The following is a 23,519-nucleotide window of genomic DNA, read 5'->3' as shown; positions in this document are numbered from 1 at the left end:
CGCGTCAAATGGGCCATTTCCTCATCGGTGACGCGGATTTCGAGTACCGGAGCTTCGCGACGTTCCCGCTCCTCGCGCACGTCCTCGGGGTCGGGCGGATGTTCTGCGCGCCGCGCTTCGAGCTCGTCGACGAGGAGGGCGCGCCGCTCGACGAGGAGGACGCCTTCCTCGCGGAGCTCGGCGAAGCCGCGCCGCAGCTCTTTCTGCCTTACGGCGAGGACCTCGTCACCCTGCCCTCCACGGCGGACCTCGACCTCGTCCTCGGCCACCTGCTCGCAAGGCTGCGGCAAGTGGACGTGCACATCCGTGCGCTGCGCGATGAGGGCCATGAAGGCGCGCGCGTGCGCTGGTCCCTCCCCTTCGTGTGGGAGCTGCGCAAAGACGAATGGGGCGCGTTGCTCGCGACGATCCAGGCGGCCCTGCCTGGAGAGACGTCACTCTCGCTCGAATTTTTGCAGGCAGAGGAGACGGAGGAGCTTCTGGATCGGCTCTTCGATCCGGACACGCCGCTCGGGCGGCTCGTCTCGGTCTTGCCGGAGACCCACGCCTTCGGCCTCGCGGCGCTCGCGTTCGCGGTCGCGCACGACATGCCGGCGTTCACGGTCGAGGACGAGCCCGTGTTTTACACGTTCGACGAAGGTGGCGAGTCGCCGCGGTTCATGAGCCGGCTCGAATCGACGGTGCTCGCCGCGCCGGAGGAGACGCGGATCGAGCAGGTGAACGTGCACGCGGATTCGGCGCTGCAGGCGCTCGAAGAGGAGCGGATCGCGGACGCGCTCGCGGACGCGGCGCAGGCGCGGGCGTGGACGTGGGGCGTGCGGGACGCGGCGGCGATCGCGGGGGCGTATCGATCGAGCGCGACGGCGTGGCTCGAAGCGGGCGAGCTCGATCGCGCGATCACGGACGCGTCGTGGGCGATTTACCTGGAGCCGGACGCGGACGCGTTCGATACCCGCGGGATCGCGCGGCACCTCGTGGGCGACGTGGCGGGGGCGATCGCCGATTACACGAGCTCGCTGGAGCTCGATCCCGAGGCGGCGCGGGTGCTCTCGAACCGGGCCGAGGCGTTTTTCGATCAAGGGGACGACGAGGCGTGTATTGCGGACGCGGAGCGCTCGGTGGCGCTGGATCCCGAATACGCGACGGCGTTCGTCTGGCGAGGGCGGGCGTTTTTGCGGATGGGGCGCACGGACGAGGCGAGAGCGGACGCGGAGCGGGGCGCGGCGCTGGGGGATGCGGCGTTGTGGGAGGAGCTCCAGGGAGCGCCTGTCCAGGGGTAGGCGTGGTTTTCCTGAAAATGTAACGATCCGACAACCGAGCGTCGTTTTACCGCGCCGGCGACGGCGCCCGCCCATGCCGCGTGACGACCTTCTGGATCACCGCGAGCGCATCCTCCGCGGAAAACGGCTTTTCGAGCACCGGCCGCCCCGACTCCGCGAGGAACCGCTCCACGTCGGCGCCGAAGCCCACGCCCGTCATGAACACGAATCGCTTCGCGACGTCGGGTTTGTCTGCGGCGACCTTCTCGTAAAACGCCTCGCCGCTCATCCCCGGCATCCGGAGATCACAGAGGATCACGTCGAACCGCTGCACCAAAAGGGCCTCCATCGCGCCCTGCGCCCCGCCCGCCACGGAGACCTCGTGCACCCGGCCGATCTCCTCGGCGAGGGCGCGCGCGAGCGGCGCCTCGTCCTCGACCACGAGCACACGCACGCCGCTCTTGATCGAGCGCGGCGGCGTCGAGGGCATCGGCGGGATGGACGAATCGCCTCGACCCGCGGCGGGCAAGACGATCACGAAACGCGCGCCGCGCGGCGGCGCTTCAGCCTCGATGGGGCTCTCGACGTAGATGCGGCCGCCGCTGCGCTCGATGATCTCACGGCTGATCGAGAGGCCGAGCCCCGTGCCCGCGCCGGGCTCCTTCGTGGTGAAGAAGGGATCCCATATCCGATCGAGGATCTCCGGCGAGATCCCCACGCCCGTGTCGCGCACCTCGATCTCCACCGTGCGTGGATCGTCGCTGCGCGTCGTGACCGTGACGGCTGGCTCGCCGGGCGCGTTGCGCGGGATCGCCTGGGATGCGTTGACGAGCAGGTTCACGAGCACCTGCCCGAGCCGGCCCTCGTCGATGATGACGGGCGGCACGTCGCCGAGGTCGCGGACGATCCGCGCGCGCTCGATGATCTGACCCCGCGTGAGCGAGAGCGCGCTCTCCACCGTGCGGTTCACGTCGACCGCGATGCGGCGGGTGCCGGCCGGCGCGCGCGCGAACATGCGGAGGTCGCGGACGATGTCGACGATGCGGCGCGTCGAGTCGCGCAGCTCGCCGAGCATGTGGTGCACCTGCTCGGAGACGGTCGGGCCAAGCTCGACGCCGGGGCCGTCGAGCATGCGCGCCATCATGTCGATGCCGAGCAAGATGAACGCGGCGGGGTTGTTGATCTCGTGCGCGACGCCGGCCGCGAGCGTGCCGAGCGTGGAAAGGCGATCGGCCTGGATGAGGCGCGTGCGCGCGGCGTGCTCGACGCTCACGTCCATGAAGAGGCCCTCGATCGCGACGACCTCGCCGCCCTTGCCGACGAGCGGATAGATCGTGCCGCGCGCGGTGATGGCGTGCGCGCCGCGGCGCGCGAGGCGGGCCTCGTAGGGCGAGGAGCGCATGCCCGCGCGGGCCCGGAGGACGGCCTCGTCGTACGCAGCGGCGCCCTCCTGATCGACGTGCACGCCGCACAAGAACCCAGGCGTGGCGAGCGCCTCGTCGAGCGGGACGCCGAGCAGCCGCTCGGCGCAGTGGTTCAGGTACACGAGCTCGAGCGTCCTCGGATCGAGCCGGAAGATCACGAGCGGAGCGTTGTCGAGCAGCGTGCGGTGTTGCTCCTCGAGCTCACGGATGCGCGCGAGGTGCGCGACCACATCGCGCTCGCTCGCTTCCCACGCCGAAAGATCACGCAGGAGCGCGTGGCAAGCGACGAGCGGATCGTCCTCCACGGCCGTGATCGTCACCGCCACGGGCAGCCGGCGCGCTTCGCCTTCGGGCGTGCGCGCGACGAGGACGAGGCGCGCGTCGGGCTCGGGCAACCCCACGGCCGGATCGGGCTCGGGGTCGAGGAGCGAGCCGATGTTTTGGCCGATGAGCGCCTCGCGCGTGTGGCCCGTGAGCGCGAGCGCGGCGCGGTTCGCGTCGGTGACGCGGCCGCTGCGATCCCACGCGAGCATCGCGTCCCCCGAGGTGTCGAGGATCATCGCGAGCCTGCGCTCCCGCGCGGACCGGAGCGAACGCTCGATGCTCGCGCCGAAGATGTCCCCGATCTCCTCGATCAGATCGACGGGCGCGCGGCTCGCGGCGCCCGGCTCCGCGAAGGTCATGGTGAACGTGGCGAGCGCGCGCTTGCCGTCCGGCGAGCGCACGGGCGCGGCTACGTAGGACCGGTAGCCGGCCTCGCCGACGGAACGCTCGATCTCGTTGCCGAGGCGCGTGTCGTCACAGAGGTACGGCCGCACCTCGACGTAGACGCGCTGGTAGAAGCTCGGATCAAAGGGGATGCGCGCGCCGAAGCGGACGTTGCCGGGCAGGTTCGGATCGGCGGTGTCGGTGTAGAAGCGCTGGTGTCCCTCGTCGTCCGGCAGGAGCACGGCGATGGAGGCGAACGAGAGGTGCGCCGCGAGCGTGCGCGAGAGGTCTTCGAACGCGGCCGGCGCGAGCAGGCTCGGATGACGAGCTGCCACGCGGAGCACGGCGTTGAGGACGACGAGCTTGTCCGAATCGGGCACCAATCCCTCCCTCATGGAAGCGCGCCCCCGGCTTTCGTGACCTCGGGGACGGCCGGCGCCAAAGCGCCCGTGCAACGAGCATACAAGCTCGCCGCGGCCTCGCGTCGCGCGCGTGGCACATCTTTCCGCGCGACATACGCGAGCGTCATCCGCTCGGCGGTCGGACGATCGTCGAGCGCACAGGCCGTGACCAGGCGCAGGCGCTCGGCCTCGGCCGCGACCCGACCGATCCCGAGGCGGCGACCGAGCGCGCGATCGAGCCGCCGGGCCGCCTCGACGAAGTCGCCGCTGCCCACGTAGCTGCGCGCGAGCAGGTAGTCGGGCAGACCGTCGTCCGTCGCGCTCGCGGCCCAGGCGCCGAGCTCCTCGGCGGCGCGAATCTTGTCGGGCCCGCGGCCCGTCGTGCCCACGAGCAGGGCGACGATCGCGTCCTTGCTGCGCGGGTTTTGCGTGGCTTCGACCTTCACGTCGAGGGTGCGGAGCGGGTCCTCTTCGACGGTGCGGGACATGACCTCGCGATAATGCATCATCGCGCGCTCGTGATCGCCCTCGGCGAGCGCGAGGTCGCCGAGCTCCTCCAGGGCGCGGTCGCGGACGTGCCGGGGAAAACGCGCCTCGTCGGCGATCGCCTGGAGCTCGGCCTTGCCTGCGTCGGGCTTGCCGAGACGAACGAGGGCGCGGGCGATGGAGACGCGCGCGCCGCTCTCGCCCGGATCGAGCGCGAGGGCCTCGCGGAGCGCCTCGATCACGCCCTCGTCGTCGCCGCGGGCCTTCTGCTCCTCGGCGCGCTTGCGGCAGGCGTCGACCACGTGCGGGCAGCGCCGGCCGAAGATCCCGGGCCGCTCGAAGCGCGCGCGCGCCTGGGCCGCCGCCGCCTCGGGCAGCACCACGTGGTCGAGGTCCTCGTGAAACGACCGCTCGAGCTCGTCCCAGCTCGCGCCCGTGATCTCCGGCAGCGATCCTCCGCCGTACCACGCGCGCACCGCCGCCGCGCCGTACCGTTCCTTGACGAACCCCACGAACGCGCCGCTCGCCGTGTAGGCGACGCTGGAGTTTTCCCCGAGAAACCCGAGCGCGAACAGGCGCGAGAGCTTCGGGAGCTTGCCGAGGTCCTTCATGGCCTTGGCCCACTCGCGGGCCGAGAGCGCGCCCTCGTGCGGCGAGGTCGCGACGGCGATGCCCTCGATGAGGCCGGGGTTCGGCAAGAGGCCGCCGAGGCTGCCGGCGATACGGAAGGGGCCTCGGCCGAACGATCCGGCCATCACGTGCGCGATCTCGTGGCCGAGCACGGGGTGCGGATAGCCGTTCTGCTGGACGTAGACTTCGTTCCGCCAGGGCTTGGCGATGTAGGTGTCGGCCGCGCCCATGAGCGCGCCTTTTTGCGTGGGATCGGCGAACAAGTACGCCGTGATCTTGGCGGGCCCCTTCGTCTCCAGCCACGCCTCCTGCGCGACGACGTGCGCAGAGCAGTCCCGCGCGAAACGCAGCGCGTCCTCGCGAGGCATGCCGCGCGGGTAGACGACGTCGCAACGCTCGCTCTCCACCCTGCCGCCGAGCGTCTCGGCGATGCTCGTGGGCGTGTGCCAGTGCCCGAGGCGGTGGCCGAAGAGCGTCATCCCGAGGCTCGCCGCCGCCGCGAACACGCCGAGCACGATCGCGCCCGGCTGGCTTTTCGAGCGGCGCACGAGCTTGCCATCTTCCGTGCGCGCGAGGTGCGACGCGAGCACGGCGCCCGCGAGCAACGTCGCGGCCGAGCCCGCCCGGTACGCGTAGAGCCCCGACGCGTCGATGACCGTGTCGTAGAGGCTGCCGCTGAAGTAGCCGACGAACGGGTCGTACGCGAAGACCATCGGGCTCGTGTAGAAGCGGACGAGCGAGACCCCCACGGACGCGAGCGGCGCCGCGAGCGCGAGCAGCACCGCGCAGAGCCGCCGCCGCTTCACGCGCCCCGCGATCTCGCCTGCCGCCGCGCCCCACGCCCCCGCGAGCAGCGCGCCGACCCCGGGACCGAGGGCAAACAGGACCGAGCCGGAGAGCGGATCACAGAACCCCGCGCGCAGGCCGTGGACGATCGTCACGAGCCACGCGGCGCCCACGAACATCGCGCCCCGCGCGAGGCCCGAGGCGAACGCGTCGAACGGCGCCGGTCGCGCCTTGCTCGCCGAAAGCGCCGTCGTGATCGCCGCGGCGCTCGGCACGACGAGGCCCGCGGCGAGCGCGCTCTCGTAGCCGGGCCCGTCGAAGAGCGGCAGAAACCCGATCGCGCCCACGAGCAGCACGACCACCCCGATGCCGATCGAGGACGGCCGCGCGCTCGCCAGTCGTTTCAGGTTCACGCTCACGCCAGGGGCGGCGGCGGCGTGCTCACGGACGTTTGTCGCGGGGGTTCGAGCACGAGCGGGAGGATCTCATCCATCGCGTTGACGAGCGTCACCTTGACCTCGTCGAGGATGTCCTGCGGCACGTCTTCGAGATCCTTGCGGTTCTTCGCTGGGATGATGACGTGCTTGATGCCGGCGCGGTGCGCGGCGAGCAGCTTCTCCTTCACGCCGCCCACGCTCATGATGCGGCCGCGCAGCGAGATCTCGCCCGTCATCGCGATGTCCGAGCGCACCGGGCAGCCGAGCAGGAGCGAGCAGACCGCGGTGAACATCGTCACGCCCGCGCTCGGCCCGTCCTTGGGCGTGCCGTGCTTCGGGATGTGCACGTGCAGGTCGATGTTCTTCAGCCACTCGGGATCGAGGTGCAGCTCGCCGGCCTTGCTGCGGACGAAGGAGACGGCCGTCGTGGCGGACTCCTGCATCACGTTCTTCATGTTGCCGGTCAGCACGACGTTGCCCTTGCCGGGCATCTTCGTGGCCTCGATGAAGAGGATCTCGCCGCCCGTCGGCGTCCACGCGAGGCCCGTCGCCACGCCCGGCTCGAGGTTGCGCTCGGCGATCTCCGGGCGATGCTTGTGCGGGCCGAGGACCTTCTCGACGTGCTCGGGCGAGACGACCTCCAGCACCGCGTTGCCCTCGGCGAGCTTCACAGCCGTGGCCCGACACACCGCCGCGATCTCGCGCTCGAGCCCGCGCACGCCGGCCTCGCGCGTGTAGTGGTCGATGAGCGCGGCGATGCCGGGCTCGGTGAACTCGAGCCGCTCGTCCGTGAGGCCGTGCGCCGAGAGCTGCTTCGGCACGAGGAACTCACGCGCGATGCCGAGTTTGTCCGTGCGCGTGTAGCCCGGCACCTCGATGACCTCCATGCGGTCGAAGAGCGCAGGCGGGATCGTGTCGCGGTTGTTCGCCGTGGCCAGGAACATCACCTGCGACAGGTCGAACGGCATGTCGAGGTAGTGATCCTGGAACGTCGAGTTCTGCTCGGGATCCAGCACCTCCAAGAGCGCCGCCGCCGGATCACCGCGCAGATCGACGCCCATCTTGTCGACCTCGTCGAGGACGAGCACCGGGTTCTTCGTGCCCGCCTTCTTCAGCGCCTGCAGGATGCGGCCCGGCAAGGCGCCGACGTACGTGCGACGGTGGCCACGGACCTCGGCCTCGTCGCGCACGCCGCCGAGCGCGATGCGCTCGTACTGGCGACCCATCGCGCGGGCGATCGAGCGACCGAGCGAGGTCTTGCCGACGCCGGGCGGCCCGATGAAGAGCAGGATCGGCCCCTTCTTGTCGGCCCGGAGCTGCCGGATCGCGGCGTACTCGACGATGCGCTTCTTCACCTTTTCGAGGCCCATGTGGTCCTCGTCGAGGCAACGGCGCACCTCCTGCACGCTGATGCGATCGACCGTCGTCTTCGACCACGGCAAGTCCGCGATCCACTCGACGTACGTCCGCGTGACGTTGTACTCGGCCGACTGCTGCGCCATCGAGCGCATGCGGCCGAGCTGCTTCTTCACGACCTTCTCGACCTCGGGCGGGACCTTCGCGCGGCGCACCCGCTCGCGAAGCTCCTCGATCTCGTCGTCCTCGCCCGCCTCGCCGAGCTCCTCGCGGATGCTCTTCATCTGCTGGCGCAGGATGTACTCGCGCTGGCTCTTGCCCATCTCCTCCTGGACCATGGAGGAGATCTCCTTCTTCACGCGCAGCACTTCGAGCTGGCGGCCCACCATCGCGAGCACGAGCCGCACGCGGGCCTTCACGTCGAAGGCTTCGAGGATCTCCTGCTTGTCGCCGACGGACGCCTGCGCCTGCGGAAAGTTCGAGGCGATGAGATCGGCGAGCGCGCCGGGCTCGCGCACGTTGTCGAGGATGCCCGCCGTGTCGCGCGGCAGGTTCGGCATGAGCTGCAGGACCTCACGCGTGGCTTCGCGCAGGCCCGTGCCGAGCGCGTCGAGCTCCACGTCGCGGACGAGCGACTCGGGGATGCGCTCGATCTTCGCGCGCATGTACGGCTCGAGCGCGACGATGTTCTTCACGCGGAAGCGGCCGAGCCCGTTCAGGACGACGGAGTAGTTGCTCGGTCCGAGGCGGATCACCTTCACGACCCGCGCGATGGTGCCGACCGTGTAGAGCTCCTTGAAGGTCGGCTCGTCGATCTCGGGCGAACGCTGGCTGATCACGCCGACGAGGGCCCGCTCGCGGCCGAGGAGGTCCTCGACGAGCCGGACACTGCGGGGACGCCCGACGTTGATCGGGACCACCGACATCGGAAACAAGACGGAATTCCGCAGCGGGAGGATCGGGACGCTATCCTCACCCGAGGAAGAGGGTGGTCGAGAGGGGGGCGCGCCGTTCGAGGCCATACGCGCGACACCCTAGTACATTTTTTGCGGACCCGCTCGTAACGCGCAGGGCCCGCGCGGGCCGCGTCAGAAGTCGCGAATTTTCCAGAGCCCGTGCTCGCGAACGAGGGCGACCGTACCGCCGGCGCCGTAGGACATCGACGCGCTGTCGCCGGTCTCCTCGATGACGGCCGTCGGCAGCGCGGTGCGGATGGCCTGGACGATCCGGTTGATCTGGTCCTTCTGCGGGCCTTCCCAGGCCGCGCGGAGCTTCTCCGCCGTGAGCTCCGTGCCGGTCGTCTTCGGCGCGGGCGCGTCGGCCTTTCCGGCCGGCGGGGCCGCCTCGGGCGTCGCGGCGGGCGCGGGCTCCTCGCCGAGGGTGATGCCTTCTTTTTCGGCGTCGGGGACGTAGCGAAGGACGACGTCGTAACGCTTGCGCTCGAAGGCCCGCAAGAAGCCCGCGAGCGCCTGGCGCGGCGTGGCCTGGCTGTAGAGGTCGATCGCGGCGGCGTCGATGCGCCATTTGCCGTCTTCGTAGACGAGGAGCAGCTCGTCGCCGTTCGGCAAGCTCACGGTGGCCGTGACGAGCGGATCACTCGCGGGGCGCGAGACGGCGCGGGCGATCTCGATGACCTCGTCGGGGCTCTCCTTCACGGCGCGGCGAAACGCTTCGAGCGACATCGAGCGCTTCGCGTCGTCGGAGAGCAGGCGATAGGCCTCGTCGACGTGGCCTTCTTCGAGGGCGCGGGCGTAGGCGCGGAGCGTGTCGCTGGGCCCTTGCTGGACGAGGGTGCTCGAGCTGCAGGCCGTGCCGAGGAGCGCGAGGGCGACGAACCAGGCGGAGAGCTTCACGAGGCGGGCATAACACATCCTGGGCGCAGGAGCTTCGCCATGGGCGCGCGGGGCCGCTACGATGGCCGCCATGCCGCGTGCTAGCCGGGTCGAACGCGTGACCCACGAGACCCGCATCGCCGTCGAGGTCGAGCTGGACGGGACCGGAAAAAGCCGCATCACGACGCCGCTGCCGTTCCTCTCGCACATGCTCGATCAGATCGCTCGACATGGGCTCTTCGACCTGACCGTGGAGGCCCAAGGCGACGTGGAGATCGACGGGCACCACACGACCGAGGATCTCGGGATCGTGCTCGGCTCGGCCGTCGCGCAGGCGCTCGGGGACAAGGCCGGGATCACGCGTTACGGCGAGGCGACATTGCCGATGGACGAGGCGCTCGTGACGTGCGCGCTCGATCTCTCGGGTCGTCCGTATTTCGTGTTCCGCGTGCCCCTGCCGAAGGCGAAGGTCGGGACGTTCGACGTGGAGCTCGTCCCGGTGTTCTTCGAGGCCTTCGCCCGGTCGGCCCAGTGCAACTTGCACCTCAAAATGCACGAGGGCGAGAACCTGCACCACATCATCGAGATCAGCTTCAAGGCCTTCGCGAAGGCGCTGATGCGGGCGACGCGGATCGATCCGCGCGTGGCCGGCGTGCCGTCGACGAAAGGGAGCCTCTAGCCATGGCGCGGATCGTCGTCGTGGATCTCGGGATGGGGAACCTGCGCAGCGTGGAGCGGGCGATCACGCGCGCGGCCGAGGATCGCGGCGTGGCGAGCGAGGTCGTCCGCAGCGGGCGGGCCGAGGACGTGCTCGGCGCGGACAAGATCGTGGTGCCCGGGCAAGGCGCGTTCCGCGATTGCGCGGCCGCGCTCGCGGGCGAGCTCGGGGAGGCGCTGCGGGAGGCCATTCGTCGAGGCAAACCCTATCTCGGCATTTGCTTGGGGCTGCAGGCGCTGTTCGCGTCGAGCGAGGAGGCGCCGGGGGCCGCGGGGCTCGGCGTGTTTCGCGGCGCCGTGCGCAGGCTCGATCCCGGCGCGGGCGCGGACGCGGTGAAGATCCCGCACATCGGATGGAATCGGCTGGAGATGACGCGAACGCCCGAGGGCGCGCTCGGCGCGTGGGGCGCGGAGGCGCCGCACGTGTACTTCGTGCACAGCTATCACGCGGTGCCGGAGGACCCGTCGATCGTCGTGGCGACGGTGACGCACGGGCCGAACGTGGTCACGGCGGCGGTCGCGCGGGACAACGTGACGGCCGTGCAATTCCACCCCGAGAAGAGCCAGGGCGCAGGGCTCGTGCTGCTCGGGGCGTTCGTCGCGGCGTAACGATTACCGCTCGAAGAACATGGCGGTGAGGCGCGGATAGAGCTTCCGGACGCCGGGGACACTCGCGGCCACGGACGAGAGCACGTCCCAGTGATCTCGGTGGTAGACGACGACGCCGCTCTCCGCGCGGAACTCGCTCACGCCCGGGGCCGTGATCGTGAGGCCGAGGCGGCTCTCGATCGTCGCGGTCCACGAGAGCATGAAATGGGGCTCCTCGCCGACGAGCGCGAGGTCGTCGAAGCGCATTTCCCGGAGGCGCTTGAAGAGGTTCTCGTTGATGCGGAGGAAGCGGTCCTTGCCCGTGACGTCGTTGAAAGGATCCACGAAGCGGACGTCGGGCGCGTAGAGCGCGTCGAGGTCCGCGAGGATCTTCTCGCGGCGAATGTGGTAGGTGGCGAAGAGCGTGAGGATGCGCTCGGGCAGCGTGGGCATGCTGCCCGATATACCATTTCAGCTCACGCGATGATCTCGGTGAGCATGCCCTTCGGCAGCTCGGGGTCGCCGAAATCGTCGAGCGGGCCTCCCGCGGCGTTCTTGCAGCCGAGGGCGGCGCCGATCGTGCCGAGGAGGCGGCCGTTGTGAACGCCGTTCACGTCGACGTACTGGCCCGTCTTCAGGTAGCCGTTCGCGCCGCCCACGAGGACGTACGGGACGTCGGTGTACGAGTGGTACTTGTTGCCGAGATCGTTCAGCCAGACCGCGACGCCGAAATCGAGCAGCGATCCCGAGCCGAAATCGTAGGCCGCGAGTTTGTCGAGCAGGTACCTGAACATCCGCGCGTGGATGCGGTCGATCTCGTGGTGGAGCAGGTACGCGCCCTCGATCGGCGGGCCCTCGGAGCCGTCGCTGTCGATGCGGTGCGAGATCTTGTGGAAGCTCTTTTGCCGGACGCCGTTGATGTAATACTCGGTGCTGTCGTTGCCGTCGCCGATCTGGATCGTCGCGGCGCGCGTCGTGCCGCACGCCATCGCGAGCGCGATGATGTCCATCTGCATCCGCGCGACCTTCTCCAGGTTGTCGTTCGCGCGTGCGTCCGGGCTCATCACCTCCATCGCCGCGACCTCTTCCTTCGTGAGCGCGCACTGGAGCCCGACCTCGAGGTCCCGGATCGACTGGAAATGCAGGTCCAATCGATCCCGGTCGGCCTTGCCGAGCTCCTTGCGCGACATGAGCGATTGCATCTGCTCACGCACGAGGTCGTTCACGCTCTTGCGTTGCGCGGCGAGCCGCTTCAGGACCTCGGGGTCGAGGTCCGAGAGGCCAAAGAGCGCCTTGTAGGCGTTGATCGGGTTGTGCTCGGCCGCGCGGATGACCTTCGCGTCGCGGTACGAGAGCACCTCGTTGATGTAGCCGGCCTTCTTGCCCGCATACAACGTGAGGGGCTCGACGCCTGCCGCGTTGAGCTCGCGCGCGATGCGATTGTCGATCGACTCGCCCATCGCCAAGGACTCGTTGCCGACCGGGTCCGTCGAGACCTTCTGCGCCGTGAGGCACTGGTTGCCGCCGCCGGAGTGGCCGCAGCCGTTGCCCGGGAACGCGAAGTTGATGCCCTTCACCAGGAGGAGGCGCGAGGCATATTCGCTCAGCTCGCTGACCGCACGATCACTCTCGGCCTTCATCGACTCGGTCGTGAGCGCGCCCGTCTGGCTCGGCCAGAACATCTCCGGCTCGTCGTTGGTCTGCTGCACGACGCCGTTCGCCTGGCGCATGAAGATCGCGAACGGAGGGACGTCGCCCGCGCCGGCCTCGGCCTTGCGCGGCGAGAAGCTCTCGAGGAACGGGAGCGCGAGGGAGACGCCGAAGAGACCTCGAAGCAAATGACGGCGATTCATTGCGCGACCTCCACAGGGCGGCGGGTCGAGAAGGCGTCGGAGGAGACGAGCTCGAGCAGGAGCTCCTTGACGGACATGCCGGTGCGCGAGGCCTCGCCGAGCTTCGCGATGAACTTGGCGTCCTCGACCTCGGCATCCCTGCCATAGGCGAACTCGAGCCAGTTCTTCGCGAAGCACTCGTTCGCCTCGCGGCTCTCCGCGAGCAGTTGGCTCCACGTGAGGGCGTCGCTGAAGTTCACCATGCCTCCGCCGAGCGGATACGCGTCCGCGGCGTCGACCGGGAAGCCGTTGTCCTCGGCCCGGTACCGGCCGATCGCGTCGTAGTTCTCGAACGCGAAGCCAGCCGGGTTGATGAGCGTGCCGTGGCACGAGGCGCCGCAGGTGCCCTTGCCCGTGTGGCTGGCGACGATCTCGCGCGTCGTCTTGCCCTCGACGGGCGGCAGCGGCGGGACGTTGTTCGGCGGCGGCGGCAAACGCGCGCAGAGGACACGCAGGTTCACGAAGACGCCGCGGTGGATCGGGTCGGACGCGCGGGCCGTGCCGTTCGCCGCGAGGAAGCCGGCGCGCGTGAGGATGCCGCTGCGTTTCTCGGGGTCGAGCTCGACCTTGCCGAACTCGGCGCCGTTCGGCGCGTCGACCTCGTAGATGCCCGCGAGCCTGTCGTTCACGAACGCGGTGCGCGAGGTGAGCAGCGCGGTCAGGCCACCCTCCTGCTCGAAGACCACGTCCTCGACGAAGAGCTCGGCCTCGCGGACGAGGTCTTTTCCGATCTCGGGGACGAACTCGGGGAAGACGGCGGGATCCTTGTAGAGATCCTCGAACTTCCGGAAGTCGAAGAGCTGGCGGTGGAACGCGAGGACGACGTCACGCGCCTGCGGATCCGCGAGCATGCGCTCGGCATGGGTGCGCAGGCCCTCCTGCGTGTCGAGCTCGCCCGCCGCGGCCGCCTCGAAGAGCACGTCGTCGGGCATCGTGTTCCAGAGGAGGTACGAGAGCCGCGCGGCGCGCTCGTAGGGGCCGAGCGGGATGAGGCCGTCGGGGCGCGGGGTGCGCGTGCCCTCGACGCGATAGATGAAATGCGGCGACTGGAAGAGGGCCGAGAGGACGTGCTCGACGCCGGCGAGGAAGGCGTCGCCGTCGATGAGGCTCGGGGCCTCGTTGAAGAGCGCGACGAGCTGGTTGATTTCCGGGGCCGTGAGGGGCCGGCGATACGCGCGCTTGCCGACGGTCTCGATGAAGGCGCGGGCGCGGGCCTCGTTCCCTTGTCCCTCGTCGGCCGGCACGAGCGCGTCGACCTTCGCGGGATCCGAGACGACCAGGGACGCGAGCTCCTCGGCGGCGCGCTGGTAATCGGCCCACAGGTTCGGCGTGACCGAAAGGACGGCCTCGTTGTTGTCGAAGACGCCGCCGAGCGGGTCACCGGTAAACGACGCCGAGAATCCAGGGGGCGCATCGAGGCGCAATACGTCGCGCACCGAGTTTTCCCACTGCGCGTGGGTCAAGCGCGGGAAGGCGCTGCGCTCGGGTATCGATTGAACGGCTGCTTGATCCTCCGACGAGCCGCCGATCGTCCCGACGCACGCGGGCAAGAGACAAGCGAGGACGAGCGCTCCGGCGCGCAGGAGCGTCGGAATGCGGCGCATGACGGAGGAAGGGGCGCTAAGAATCTCCATGCCGGCCACCTCCAGGGCTTTGGCAACCCCGGTGGTATGCCGGGCCTCCACGGGCGTCAACGCGTTAAGCAAGCGTCCGATCCCAGGATCCGCCGATTCTCTTGGACCTCACACGAATTTCGCAATGGCAAAGGATTTTGCTGCCGAGGACGTCCTTGCGGAGGTCTTTACCCCCGGGCGCGGGCCCCTGTAGGCTCACGCCGTGCTTTTGATGAACGCGGTGCCGCGAAGGGCGGCGAATCGCTCGCGATCCACGCGAACGGCGGCGTGGGCCTTCGCGCTGGTGACGCGCCTCGTGGCGCCCCTCCTCGGCTTCGTGGCCGCGAGCGCGCCGGCCTCGGCCTCGGCCGCGGAGCCTGCGGCGAAGAAGATCTTGGCCGTGCACGTGGAGGGCCCGGACGCAGGCTCGGTGCGCGGGGACATCGAGGCCGTGCTCCCCGATCGGATCGTCGTCGCCACGACGAAGGAGTTTTCCGCAGCGCTGCGCAAGGCGGGCCAGTCGAAGCCGCTCGGCGCCGCGATGACGAACCCGAAGCAGCGTGATCGGCTCGTGCCTCGCGTGCAGCAAGCGGCGTCGATCCTCGACGCGGGCGCGGTGCTCGTGGGCATCGTGCAGAAGGCGCGCGGCGAGACGCGCGTGCACCTCGTGTGGGTGAACGCCGAGGATGACGCGACGCCGGTGGACACGGCGGTCTCGCTGAAGGGCTCCGAGGACGAACGGAGGAAGGCGATCGCCGCGGCGATCACGAGCGCGGTCGAGACGTACGCGCCGCCGCCGCCGCCCGAGCCGAAGGACACGGAGGCGCCTCCGCCGGCCGAGACGAAGCCGAAGGAGGAGGAGCCTCCGGCGCGGGTGCGGCATCAGGCGGGCTCGTCGATCGTGTCGGCGGAGGTCGGCTTCGAGATCGGCGGGCGCGTGTTCACGTACTCGGACGGGATCTCGGGGAACCTACGGCGCTACGACGTGTACGGCGCGCCCGTGGGAGCCGTGTCGGTCGAGGTGTTCCCGGCGGCGATGACCACGGTGCCGGTGCTGCGGGATCTCGGGCTCTCGCTCGGGTATGCACGCGCGTTCGGGTTGCAGTCCGCGACGGAGGGCGGCGAGCCGGTGGACACGGTCTACCAGCGGGTCACGGCGGCGCTGAAGGTCCGGATTCCGCTCTCTCGTCCGACGGGGCCGGTGATTGGCGTGCTCGGCGGCGTCCGCTGGCAGACGTTCGCGATCGACGCGCCCGGCGCGCTCGGCAGCCAGGTGGCGAATGTGGACTACCTGGCGATCCGCGCGGGCGTCGACGGGTGGATCCCGATCGGGCCGGTGGCGGCGATCCTCGGCTTCGAGTGGCTCGAGCCGCTCACGACGGGCGTGGTGTACGATCGTTTCTCGGGGGCGAAGGTGCACGGGATCACGGCGGCGGCGGGGCTCGCCGTGCGCTTCGAGACGGGGCTGCAGGTTCGATTGACCGGCCACTACGATCGGTTCTTCTCGGACTTCGATCCCGTGCTCGGCGACGCGTTCGTGGCGGGCGGCGCGCTCGATCAGTTCTTCGGCGTCCGGCTCGGCCTGGCTTACATGGATTGAGGACACGATGATGAACGCGCGCTTCTTCCGTATCTGCGTCGCGGCGCTCTCCGCCCCCTTCGTCGTCGCGCTCGCGGCTGGTTGTCCGGGTACGCTGACCGAGGAGGAGAAGGCGATCTTCCAGGGCGGCGGCGCCTGCCCGGATGTGCCTGCGATGCTCGCGGCGAAATGCGGCACGGCGAACTGCCATGCGGCCGGCACGACGACGGTGGACCTGGCCTCGCCGAACGTCGAGTCGCGGCTCGTGAGCGTCGCGGGGACCGAGTCTTGCGGGAGCGTGATCCTGGCGAACCCGATCGATGCGGCGGGCAGCCTGATCTACGCGAAGCTCGTGGATCCGCCGCCGTGCGGGCTGAAGATGCCGCTCGGCGGATCGATGAGTGATCTCGAGATCAACTGCGTGAAGCTCTGGATCGAGAGCCTCGATCCAAACGCGGGCCCGGGCTCCGGCGGCGCCGGTGGCATGGGCGGCGCCGGTGGCATGGGCGGCGCCGGCGGCATGGGCGGCGCCGGCGGCATGGGCGGGACGTAACACACGCGCGCACGCGACCTGGAGACGCCCGCGCGCGACTTGAAGACGCGTGCGCGTGACGAAACACACGTGCGCACGCGACTCGGAGACGCGTGCACGCGACCTAAAGACGCGCGTTCGTGATGAGGGACACGCGCGCACGCAACGTGGAGACGTGTGCGCACGACTTGGAGACGCGTGCACGCGACCTAAAGACGCGTGCACGCGACCTAAAGACGCGTGTTCGTGATGCGGAACACGCGCGCACGCACCTTCGAGGCGCGTGCACGCGACCTGGAGACGTGTGCACGCGACCTGGAGACGCGCGCTCGCGCCTGGGCCTCGCGCCTAAGACAGCACCTTCGCGGCGGGCCGTCGGATCAAGACGAACGGCTGCACGATGGCCGCGAGGAAGCGCGTGCTCGCGTCGAGCGACCAGCGCGTGAGATCCTCGGTGGTGGGCTTCTGGAGCTTCCCTGCGCGGATCCACGCGTCGACGGTGGGCACGTCGTTCTTCGCGAGGGCCACGCCGACGTCGAGCAGATCGAGCGCGTCGTCGACGATGATGACGGCGTCGCGCGCGAGGTGCGCGCGGAGGTCGCTCCAGTGGACGTCTCCGAGGGTCTCGGCGATTCGTTCCCGCATGATGCGCGAGAGCCTAGCTTTTCCTCGAGCCGGTTCCATCGTAGGCCTCGGCTCGTGATGTGGATCCTCCCTGCGATCGATCTCTTCGAGGGCAAGGCGGTCCGCCTGCATCAAGGGCGGTACGACGCTGTCACCATCTACGACACGGATCCCGTGGGCCTCGCGGCAGGGCTCAAGGGCAAGGTCGACGCGCTTCACGTGGTCGATCTGGAGGGCGCGCGGGAAGGTCGGCCCGTGCAGAAGGAGCTCGTCCGCGCGGTCGTGCAGGCGTTCGGCCCGGGGGTGGAGGTCGGCGGTGGGGTGCGCTCGGCCGAGACGGCGGAGGCGTATCTCGCGCTCGGGGCAGACAAGGTCGTGCTTGGGACGGCCGCGATCCAGGATCTCGGGATGGTCCGCGCGCTCGCGGCGGCGCACCCGGGGCGCGTGGTCGTCGCGCTCGATGCGAAGGACGGGTTCGTCGCGGTGGAGGGGTGGGTGCGGACGTCGACCCGCACGGCGCTCGACGTCGCGCGTGATCTCGCGGGCGCGCCCGTGGCTGCACTGCTCTACACGGACGTGGCGCGGGACGGCACGCAGGTGGGGCCGAACGTCACGGCGACGGCGGCGCTCGCCGAGAGGGGAGGGTTTCCCGTGATCGCGTCGGGCGGCGTGGGCAGCCTCGAGCACATTCGCGCGCTCGCGCGTGTCCCGGGCGTGTCCGCCGCGATCGTGGGGCGCGCGCTCTATGAGCGCGTTTTCACGCTGGAAGAGGCCCTCGCGGCGGCGGCCTCCGTTCCCTGACGCACCCGGTTCGGGAGGTGAAACGCCGCGCGCGCCCTTTTCCCGCGGCGATCATCGTGTACCCTGCGCGCCGTGGCCGACCGAGCATCCCCGCCGCGCCCTCCCTCGGGTGATCCCGGGGAAGACTTCCTCTTCCACCTGTATCGTGGTGGCGAGCTGCTGCAGGACAACCGCGTCGTGGAGGCGCGGGTCGAGCTGGAGCAGGCGCTCGAGCTCTCGCCCGCGGATCCGAAGGGCCAGGACCTGCTCGGCGTCGTCTACTTCCGGCTCGGCCTCTACCCGCGGGCCATCGCCATCTACGAGAAGCTCGTCCAGGCCTACCCGGAGTCCCTCGAGCCGCGCGTGAACCTCGCGCTCTGCTTCTTGAAGACGGGGCAACCCGCGCGGGCGCGGCAGGAGCTCGAACGGGTGGTCGCGCAGCAGGCGGGGCACCAGCGCGCGTGGGGGTACCTCGGCCTCGCGCATCAGGCGCTCGGCGACGCGGATCGCGCGCTCCACGCGTTCACGCGCGGCGGTCACGAGGCGATGGCGCGTCGGATCATGGACGCGACGGGGATGACGCTGAACGGGCAACGCAAGCCCTCGCTCCCGCCGGGATCGTTCCAGGAGCTCGATCGCACGATGGACCTCACGCCGTCGAGCGCGCTGCCGCAGTCGATCTCGGCGGGCTGGGACGCTCTCCTCGCCGCCGCGGATGCGGGGCCGCCGCGCGCCACGCCGACGGCGACCACGACGGCGACCCACGCGGCGAAGTCCGACTCGCCGCCGCGCGGCCCGCTCTCGCCGACCGATCTCGGCCGGCGCCACACGCTCACGTTCCCCGCGGAGGGGAAGATCGCGGCGCACCCGGGTGGCGTCTTGCTCGTCGCGGCGACGAGCGGGTTTGCCGTGCGGCCCTCGCTCGTCCGCTCGATGGCCTACACGAGCGGCCCGCGCCACAAGCCGATGATGCGGAGGATGCGCGGGAAGTCGCTGGAGGAGCCGCTCGGCGGCGAGGGCGACGGGCTCGTCGAGCTCGAAGGGCGCGGGGATCTCGTCCTCGCGCCGCCGCCGGAGCACGAGCTCGTGCCGATCAGCCTGGAAGAAGAGCCGCTTTACCTGCGCGAGGATCTGCTCGGTGGCTTCGAAGGGGCGATGAGCTACGAGAACGGCCGCATGCCTGTGGGGGACGGCGAGGCGGTCGGGATGGTGCAGCTCCGCGGCCCGGGGACGCTCGTGGCGCGGCTCAAGGGGCCGATGCTCGCGCTCGACGTCCGTGAGGGCAAAAGCACGGCGCTGCACGCGCCGAGCGTCCTCGGCTGGATGGGGCGCGTGATTCCGCGGGCGCTCCCGCCGAGCGAGGCGCCGGCCGGGGTGAAGAGTTTGGTCGTCTTCTCGGGCGAGGGCACGGTGCTGCTCCATGGTCGCTAGCGGCTCGAAGGTGGACAAGGCGTCGCTCCGGAAGATCAAGGCGGCGCGGCGCAAGACGCTCTGGGAGGACGCGCGGAACGTCCCGAACCTCCTGACGTTCGCCCGGATCATCATGATCCCGGTCGTGCTCATCCTGCTCGGGCGCGGCAGCCCGCACGACTGCTTCTGGGCCGCGGGGGTCTACGCGCTCGCGGCGATCACGGACATGCTCGATGGCTGGCTCGCGCGGCGGCAAGGCCTCGTCAGCGTGCTCGGCAAGTTCCTCGATCCGCTCGCGGACAAACTCATCGTCACGGGCACGCTGGTCTGGCTCGTCCCGATGGGGCGCATCTCGGCGTGGGCGGTGGTGCTCTTGATCTCGCGCGAGATCACGATCACGGCCCTGCGCTCGATCGCCTCGTCCGAGGGCATCATCATCGCCGCGGGCGAGGGCGGCAAGACGAAGACGGCGCTGCAGATGATCGGGATCGTGTGCCTGATCCTCGGCTACCCCTACGGGTTCACGATCGGCATCTTCGACTTCGGGGTCGTCGATCTGGTGCACGTCGGGCGGCTCTTGATCTACACGTCGCTCGTCTTTTCGCTCTGGAGCGCGGGCCGGTACATGAGCCTCTTCGTGGATGCGATCGACGCGAAGAACAAGGCGGCGTACGAGGGACCGGAGCAGGCGCGGGAAAAATGATAAGAGAGCCGGCGTGATTTCACGCCGTATCTTCCCGGGGTTCGTCCTGGTCACGCTCGCCGCGGGCCTCGCCTTCGCCGCGTGTTCGAACCAGAGCGTCGGTCAGGCTTGCAGCATCGACAACAACAACAGCGACTGCGAGGACGGCCTCGTATGCGTGTCGAAGACCGAGCTACTCGGGTCCTCGGACATCTGCTGCCCGCCGACGGGCAGTGACGAGCCCGCATGCACGCCCGGGGCGCTCACCGGCGGCGTCGGCGGCGCAGGCGGCGCGGGCGGAGGCACCGGAGGCACCGGCGGTACGGGCGGCACCGGCGGCATGGCCAGCGGCACGGGTGGCATGGCCAGCGGCACCGGCGGCATGGCCAGCGGCACCGGCGGCGCCGGAGGCACGGGCGGGATGGGCGGCGCCGGGGGCAGCGGAGGCTGAGTCCCCGCGCGTGCCGACGTGACCGAACCTCAAGATTCGCCGTTCGCCCCGGGTGATCTCGACACGCTCGCGGGCGCGCCGGGGCCGATCCGCGTGGCGGGCCGCGTCCTCGACGTCGTGGGCGACGAGATCGTCCTCGCCGACGCGTTCGCGCGCGTGACGATCACGCTCGCGGAGGGCTCTCTCGCACCGGCGGATCTCGCGATCGTCGAGGCCTCGTTCGTCGCGGGGAAGCTCGCCGGGGGCCGCGTGATCGAGCGGCACACGCCGCACACGCCGAACGTCTCGCGGGGCGCGGCGAGCGAGGCGCCGGCGACGGAGACCGAGCGTCTCGTGTTTCGCGGCGTGGGGCGCGCGCTCCGGGCACGTGCGGAGGCGCTCGCCGAGGTGCGATCGTTCTTCGTGCGCCGGGGATTTCTGGAGGTCGAGACGCCCTCGATGGTCCCCTGCCCCGGCCTCGATTTGCACCTCGATGCGTTCGGAGTGGAGGGTAGTCCCGAAGGTCGCCCGCTCTGGCTCATCACGTCGCCCGAGTACCAGATGAAGCGCCTGCTCGCGGGCGGCGTGCCGCGCTGTTTTCAGCTCGCGCGGTGTTATCGCCGCGGCGAGATCGGCAGCCGCCACAACCCCGAGTTCACGATGCTCGAGTGGTACCGGGCGTTCGCGTCGATGGACGCGGTCGTCGCGGATACGGAGGAGCTCGTCCGGTCGGTCGTCTCGAAGCTCGCGGGGACACACGTGATCGAGGTCGAGGGGACACGCGTGGATCTTGCGGCGCCGTTCGAGCGGATCTCCGTCGGCGAGGCGTTCGCGCGTTACGCGGGCACGAGCGCGGACGAGGCGATCACGATGGCGAGCGAGGACGAGGACCGCTTCTTTCGGTTGCTCGTCGAGCACGTCGAGCCGAGCCTCGCGCGCCTCGGCCGGCCGGTCTTCCTCGTGGAGTACCCGGCCCCGTTCGCGTCGCTCGCGCGCCTCTGCCCGAACGATCCGCGTGTCGCCGAGCGCTTCGAGCTCTACGTGGGCAGCGTGGAGGTGTGCAACGGCTTCGGCGAGCTGACGGATCCGGTCGAGCAGCGCGCGCGCTTCGAACGGGATCAGGCGCAGCGGCGCGCCGAGGGCAAACCCGTGTATCCGATCGACGAGCGTTTCCTCGCGGCGCTCACGGAGGGCATGCCGCCCGCGGCCGGCAACGCGCTCGGGATCGATCGGCTGATCGCGCTCGGCCTCGGCGCGCGCGCGATCGGCGACGTCACGGCCTTCCCGTACGCCTGGTTGTGAAGACGTCCGCGCCGAGCCAAGAGGCGCTCGCCGCGCTCGAAGGCAAATACGCCGAGATCGCGGAGCTCCGGCGCGCCCGGGATCGCGGCGAGCCCCTACCCGCACGGGCCGTGTTCAAGGCGCTCGCCGAGCGCTTCCCGGGCGCGCTGCACGAGCTCGACACGCTGCCGCTCGACGTCGTCGACGCGCGCCTCGCCGCGCTCCGGGCGGCCCGCGCGGGCGGCGCGATCGAGCCGTGGATGGCGTGGATGGCGAGCTACCACGCGCTCCTCCGCGCGGGCCTGCATCTCCGGATCCGCACGACGAAGGACCGCGCGCGTGGCCACGAACGGGCGAGCGAGCTCGCGGCGGACGCCTCGGCGCACGCGGGCATCACGATCGACGTGACGTTCGTGCACGCCGCGCTTCGGCCGCCGAAAGGCCGGCTCGTCGGCGTCGTGTACACGCGCCTCGAAGCCCTCTTCGGCGAGCCGGCCGCGTCGATCCGCGCGACGCTCTTCCCGCGGCTCCGGGATCGCTCCGCCCCGGAGACCTCGGGCGACGACGAGGCGTGATAGCCTCGGCGCGATGAGCGAGCCGGCCGAGAACCTCTACGCTGCTCCCGAGGCGGCCGCTCCGCCGAAGCCACGCGGCAAGACGCTCGCGGACAGCCGGATCCTCCGCTTCGTCTTCTTCGGCTTGATGTACTTCGCGCAGGGGATCCCCTGGGGGTTTCTCGCGGGTGGCTATCGCGTCTTCCTGATCGATCGCGGGCTCAGCAACGAGGCGCTCGGCACGGTCATGGGGATCGCCTACTTGCCCTGGAGCTTCAAGGTCTTCCTCGGGCCGCTGCTCGATCGGTACCGCGGCGGCCGGTTCGGCCGGCGGCGCCCGTTCATCCTCCTCGCCGAGCTCCTGATGGGGCTGCCGCTGCTCGCGCTCGCCGCCGCGGATCCGAACCGACTCGGCGTGATCAACGTGCTCTTGTTCGTCCACAACTCGTTCGCCGCGCTCCAGGACGTGGCGTCGGACGGGCTCGCGGTGGACATCCTGCCGGCCGACGAGACCGGACGCGCCAACAGCATCATGTGGGCCGCGAAGATCATCGGCGTCGCGATCGGCGCCGGCGGTGCGAAGCTCGCGAAGCACATCGGATGGGAAGCCACGTTCGTCACGATGGCCCTGCCGGTGTGGGTGATCATGCTGGTGCCGCTGCTCGTGCGGGAGCGACCTCGCAGCGAGAGCGCCGAGCTCGCGCCGGAGGGCAAGCGGCTGAACGTGAAGGAGCTCGTCCGTACGCTGCGGTTCTGGCCGGGGCTCGGGGGGTTCCTCATCGGCTTCTGCGCGCCGGCCGGGTTCGCGCTCGTCGGCACCTTCACGACGCGCCTCTACCGCAAGGACCTCGGGCTCTCCGAGGAGGCGCTCTGGGCGCTCAGCACCTTCGACGCGCCCGCGGGCGTCGTGGGCTCGCTCGTCGGGGGCGCGCTCGCGGATCGCTTCGGCAAGCGGAGCATCATGGCCGTGAGCATGCTCCTCATCGGGCTCGTGATGGCGATCTTCGGGGCGCACCCGGAGCTCTGGCCGCGGTTCGGCTTCCTCGTCGCGTACCAGGTGGCGCACCAGTTCGCGTACTGCATGTACAGCGCGGCGACGCTCGGCTTCTTCATGACGATCTCGAACCCGGCGCTCGGCGCGACCCATTTCACGGCCTACATGGCCATGACGAACCTCTGCTACTCGTTCACGGCGTGGTACGGCGGATGGTTGGCAGATCGCATGGGGTATTCGCGCGCGATCCTCATCGCCGCGTTCGTCCAGGTCGTGGCGATCCCGCTCTTGCTCCTCTGCAATCCCAAGAAGGCCGAGGCTTACTTCCGCGGGGAAAAAGACGCACAGACTGCAACGCCGGCGTGAGTTCCACGGCGCGTGTTTTCCCGTCGAGAGCACACTCGGCGAACAATTCCTACGTCACGTGAACGGACACATTTCGTAACGATTCGGTCGTTGCGGCGAGGCATTCGCCGGCCTACATCGATGCCTCACGCAGGACGGACAATCGTTCGAGGTGAAAC

At 70.1% G+C, this 23,519-nt stretch carries 20 protein-coding genes; 12 read left to right on the top strand and 8 right to left on the bottom strand.

Translation table 11 applies throughout. The features are described 5' to 3' along the window. Positions 1-8: 8 nt before the first annotated feature. Entirely contained in the window at positions 9-1,280 is a 1,272-nt protein-coding gene (locus QHF89_RS13725; protein WP_136969678.1) for a tetratricopeptide repeat protein, read from the top strand. Positions 1,281-1,326: 46 nt separating this feature from the next. On the opposite strand, the gene QHF89_RS13720 is transcribed toward QHF89_RS13725, so the two are convergent. From QHF89_RS13720 to QHF89_RS13705, 4 genes are all read right to left on the bottom strand, one after another. Further along, complete coding sequence (locus tag QHF89_RS13720) at positions 1,327-3,771, bottom strand: ATP-binding protein (protein WP_284720449.1); 2,445 nt, start codon at positions 3,769-3,771, stop codon at positions 1,327-1,329. An 11-nt stretch (positions 3,772-3,782) separates the two neighbouring features. After that, entirely contained in the window at positions 3,783-6,107 is a 2,325-nt protein-coding gene (locus tag QHF89_RS13715) for a tetratricopeptide repeat protein (RefSeq protein WP_284720448.1), read from the bottom strand. Positions 6,108-6,109: 2 nt separating this feature from the next. Then, entirely contained in the window at positions 6,110-8,509 is a 2,400-nt protein-coding gene (lon, locus tag QHF89_RS13710) for an endopeptidase La (protein WP_136969676.1), read from the bottom strand. 66 nt (positions 8,510-8,575) lie between these two features. Next, positions 8,576-9,340: a hypothetical protein gene (locus QHF89_RS13705; RefSeq protein ID WP_136969675.1), complete on the bottom strand. Its 765-nt coding sequence runs from the start codon at positions 9,338-9,340 to the stop codon at positions 8,576-8,578. 70 nt (positions 9,341-9,410) lie between these two features. On the opposite strand from QHF89_RS13705, the gene hisB reads away from it, so the two are divergent. Both hisB and hisH read left to right on the top strand, forming a co-directional pair. Continuing rightward, the gene (gene hisB / locus QHF89_RS13700; RefSeq protein ID WP_136969674.1) at positions 9,411-9,998 is read left to right on the top strand and encodes an imidazoleglycerol-phosphate dehydratase HisB; all 588 of its coding nucleotides are present in this window, start codon (positions 9,411-9,413) and stop codon (positions 9,996-9,998) included. Positions 9,999-10,000: 2 nt separating this feature from the next. Next, the gene (gene hisH / locus QHF89_RS13695) at positions 10,001-10,645 is read left to right on the top strand and encodes an imidazole glycerol phosphate synthase subunit HisH (protein WP_136969673.1); all 645 of its coding nucleotides are present in this window, start codon (positions 10,001-10,003) and stop codon (positions 10,643-10,645) included. Positions 10,646-10,648: 3 nt separating this feature from the next. Here hisH and QHF89_RS13690 read toward each other — a convergent pair whose 3' ends face one another. Genes QHF89_RS13690 through QHF89_RS13680 form a run of 3 tightly spaced genes read right to left on the bottom strand, consistent with a single transcriptional unit; the run spans position 10,649 to position 14,150 of the window. Continuing rightward, a complete protein-coding gene (locus tag QHF89_RS13690) occupies positions 10,649-11,077 on the bottom strand; it encodes a nuclear transport factor 2 family protein (protein WP_136969672.1) in 429 nt (142 codons plus the stop codon). 23 nt (positions 11,078-11,100) lie between these two features. After that, the gene (locus QHF89_RS13685) at positions 11,101-12,477 is read right to left on the bottom strand and encodes a DUF1552 domain-containing protein (protein ID WP_136969671.1); all 1,377 of its coding nucleotides are present in this window, start codon (positions 12,475-12,477) and stop codon (positions 11,101-11,103) included. Further along, positions 12,474-14,150 carry a DUF1592 domain-containing protein gene (locus QHF89_RS13680; protein WP_136969670.1) on the bottom strand — a complete coding sequence of 559 codons (1,677 nt, stop codon included), beginning with the start codon at positions 14,148-14,150 and terminating at the stop codon, positions 12,474-12,476. The genes QHF89_RS13685 and QHF89_RS13680 overlap by 4 nt, the downstream gene beginning before the upstream one ends. A 202-nt stretch (positions 14,151-14,352) precedes the next feature. Between QHF89_RS13680 and QHF89_RS13675 the strand changes: the two genes are divergently transcribed. After that, on the top strand, positions 14,353-15,729 hold the full coding sequence (locus tag QHF89_RS13675) for a hypothetical protein (protein WP_136969669.1): 1,377 nt from the start codon (positions 14,353-14,355) through the stop codon (positions 15,727-15,729). A gap of 7 nt (positions 15,730-15,736) precedes the next feature. Continuing rightward, positions 15,737-16,261 carry a hypothetical protein gene (locus QHF89_RS13670; protein ID WP_284720447.1) on the top strand — a complete coding sequence of 175 codons (525 nt, stop codon included), beginning with the start codon at positions 15,737-15,739 and terminating at the stop codon, positions 16,259-16,261. A 327-nt stretch (positions 16,262-16,588) separates the two neighbouring features. Here the strand turns inward: QHF89_RS13670 and QHF89_RS13665 are convergent, their stop codons facing one another. After that, on the bottom strand, positions 16,589-16,885 hold the full coding sequence (locus QHF89_RS13665; RefSeq protein WP_136969668.1) for a DUF2288 domain-containing protein: 297 nt from the start codon (positions 16,883-16,885) through the stop codon (positions 16,589-16,591). Between the two features lie 57 nt (positions 16,886-16,942). Here QHF89_RS13665 and QHF89_RS13660 point away from each other — a divergent pair, with 57 nt between their 5' ends. The 7 genes from QHF89_RS13660 to QHF89_RS13630 all read left to right on the top strand — a co-directional run bounded on the left by QHF89_RS13660 (position 16,943) and on the right by QHF89_RS13630 (position 23,361). Further along, positions 16,943-17,665 (top strand): HisA/HisF-related TIM barrel protein, encoded by a 723-nt coding sequence (locus tag QHF89_RS13660; protein WP_136969667.1) that lies wholly within the window; start codon positions 16,943-16,945, stop codon positions 17,663-17,665. 72 nt (positions 17,666-17,737) lie between these two features. After that, positions 17,738-19,075 carry a tetratricopeptide repeat protein gene (locus tag QHF89_RS13655; protein WP_136969666.1) on the top strand — a complete coding sequence of 446 codons (1,338 nt, stop codon included), beginning with the start codon at positions 17,738-17,740 and terminating at the stop codon, positions 19,073-19,075. After that, positions 19,065-19,757 carry a CDP-diacylglycerol--glycerol-3-phosphate 3-phosphatidyltransferase gene (gene pgsA / locus QHF89_RS13650; protein WP_136933188.1) on the top strand — a complete coding sequence of 231 codons (693 nt, stop codon included), beginning with the start codon at positions 19,065-19,067 and terminating at the stop codon, positions 19,755-19,757. The genes QHF89_RS13655 and pgsA overlap by 11 nt, the downstream gene beginning before the upstream one ends. 13 nt (positions 19,758-19,770) lie before the next feature. After that, a complete protein-coding gene (locus QHF89_RS13645) occupies positions 19,771-20,187 on the top strand; it encodes a hypothetical protein (RefSeq protein ID WP_136969665.1) in 417 nt (138 codons plus the stop codon). Positions 20,188-20,205: 18 nt separating this feature from the next. Then, the gene (gene epmA / locus QHF89_RS13640; RefSeq protein ID WP_284720446.1) at positions 20,206-21,468 is read left to right on the top strand and encodes an EF-P lysine aminoacylase EpmA; all 1,263 of its coding nucleotides are present in this window, start codon (positions 20,206-20,208) and stop codon (positions 21,466-21,468) included. After that, positions 21,465-22,022 carry a hypothetical protein gene (locus QHF89_RS13635; RefSeq protein ID WP_136969664.1) on the top strand — a complete coding sequence of 186 codons (558 nt, stop codon included), beginning with the start codon at positions 21,465-21,467 and terminating at the stop codon, positions 22,020-22,022. Before epmA ends, QHF89_RS13635 begins: the two co-directional genes overlap by 4 nt. Positions 22,023-22,035: 13 nt before the next feature. Beyond that, complete coding sequence (locus QHF89_RS13630; protein ID WP_136969663.1) at positions 22,036-23,361, top strand: MFS transporter; 1,326 nt, start codon at positions 22,036-22,038, stop codon at positions 23,359-23,361. Positions 23,362-23,519: the final 158 nt, after the last annotated feature.

It is taken from the genome of Polyangium sorediatum (assembly GCF_029946465.1).
GTDB classification, from domain to species: Bacteria; Myxococcota_A; Polyangia; order Polyangiales; family Polyangiaceae; genus Polyangium; species Polyangium fumosum.
Note: the sequence above shows the minus strand (reverse complement) of the source record. Positions and strands in the feature narration are given on the sequence as shown.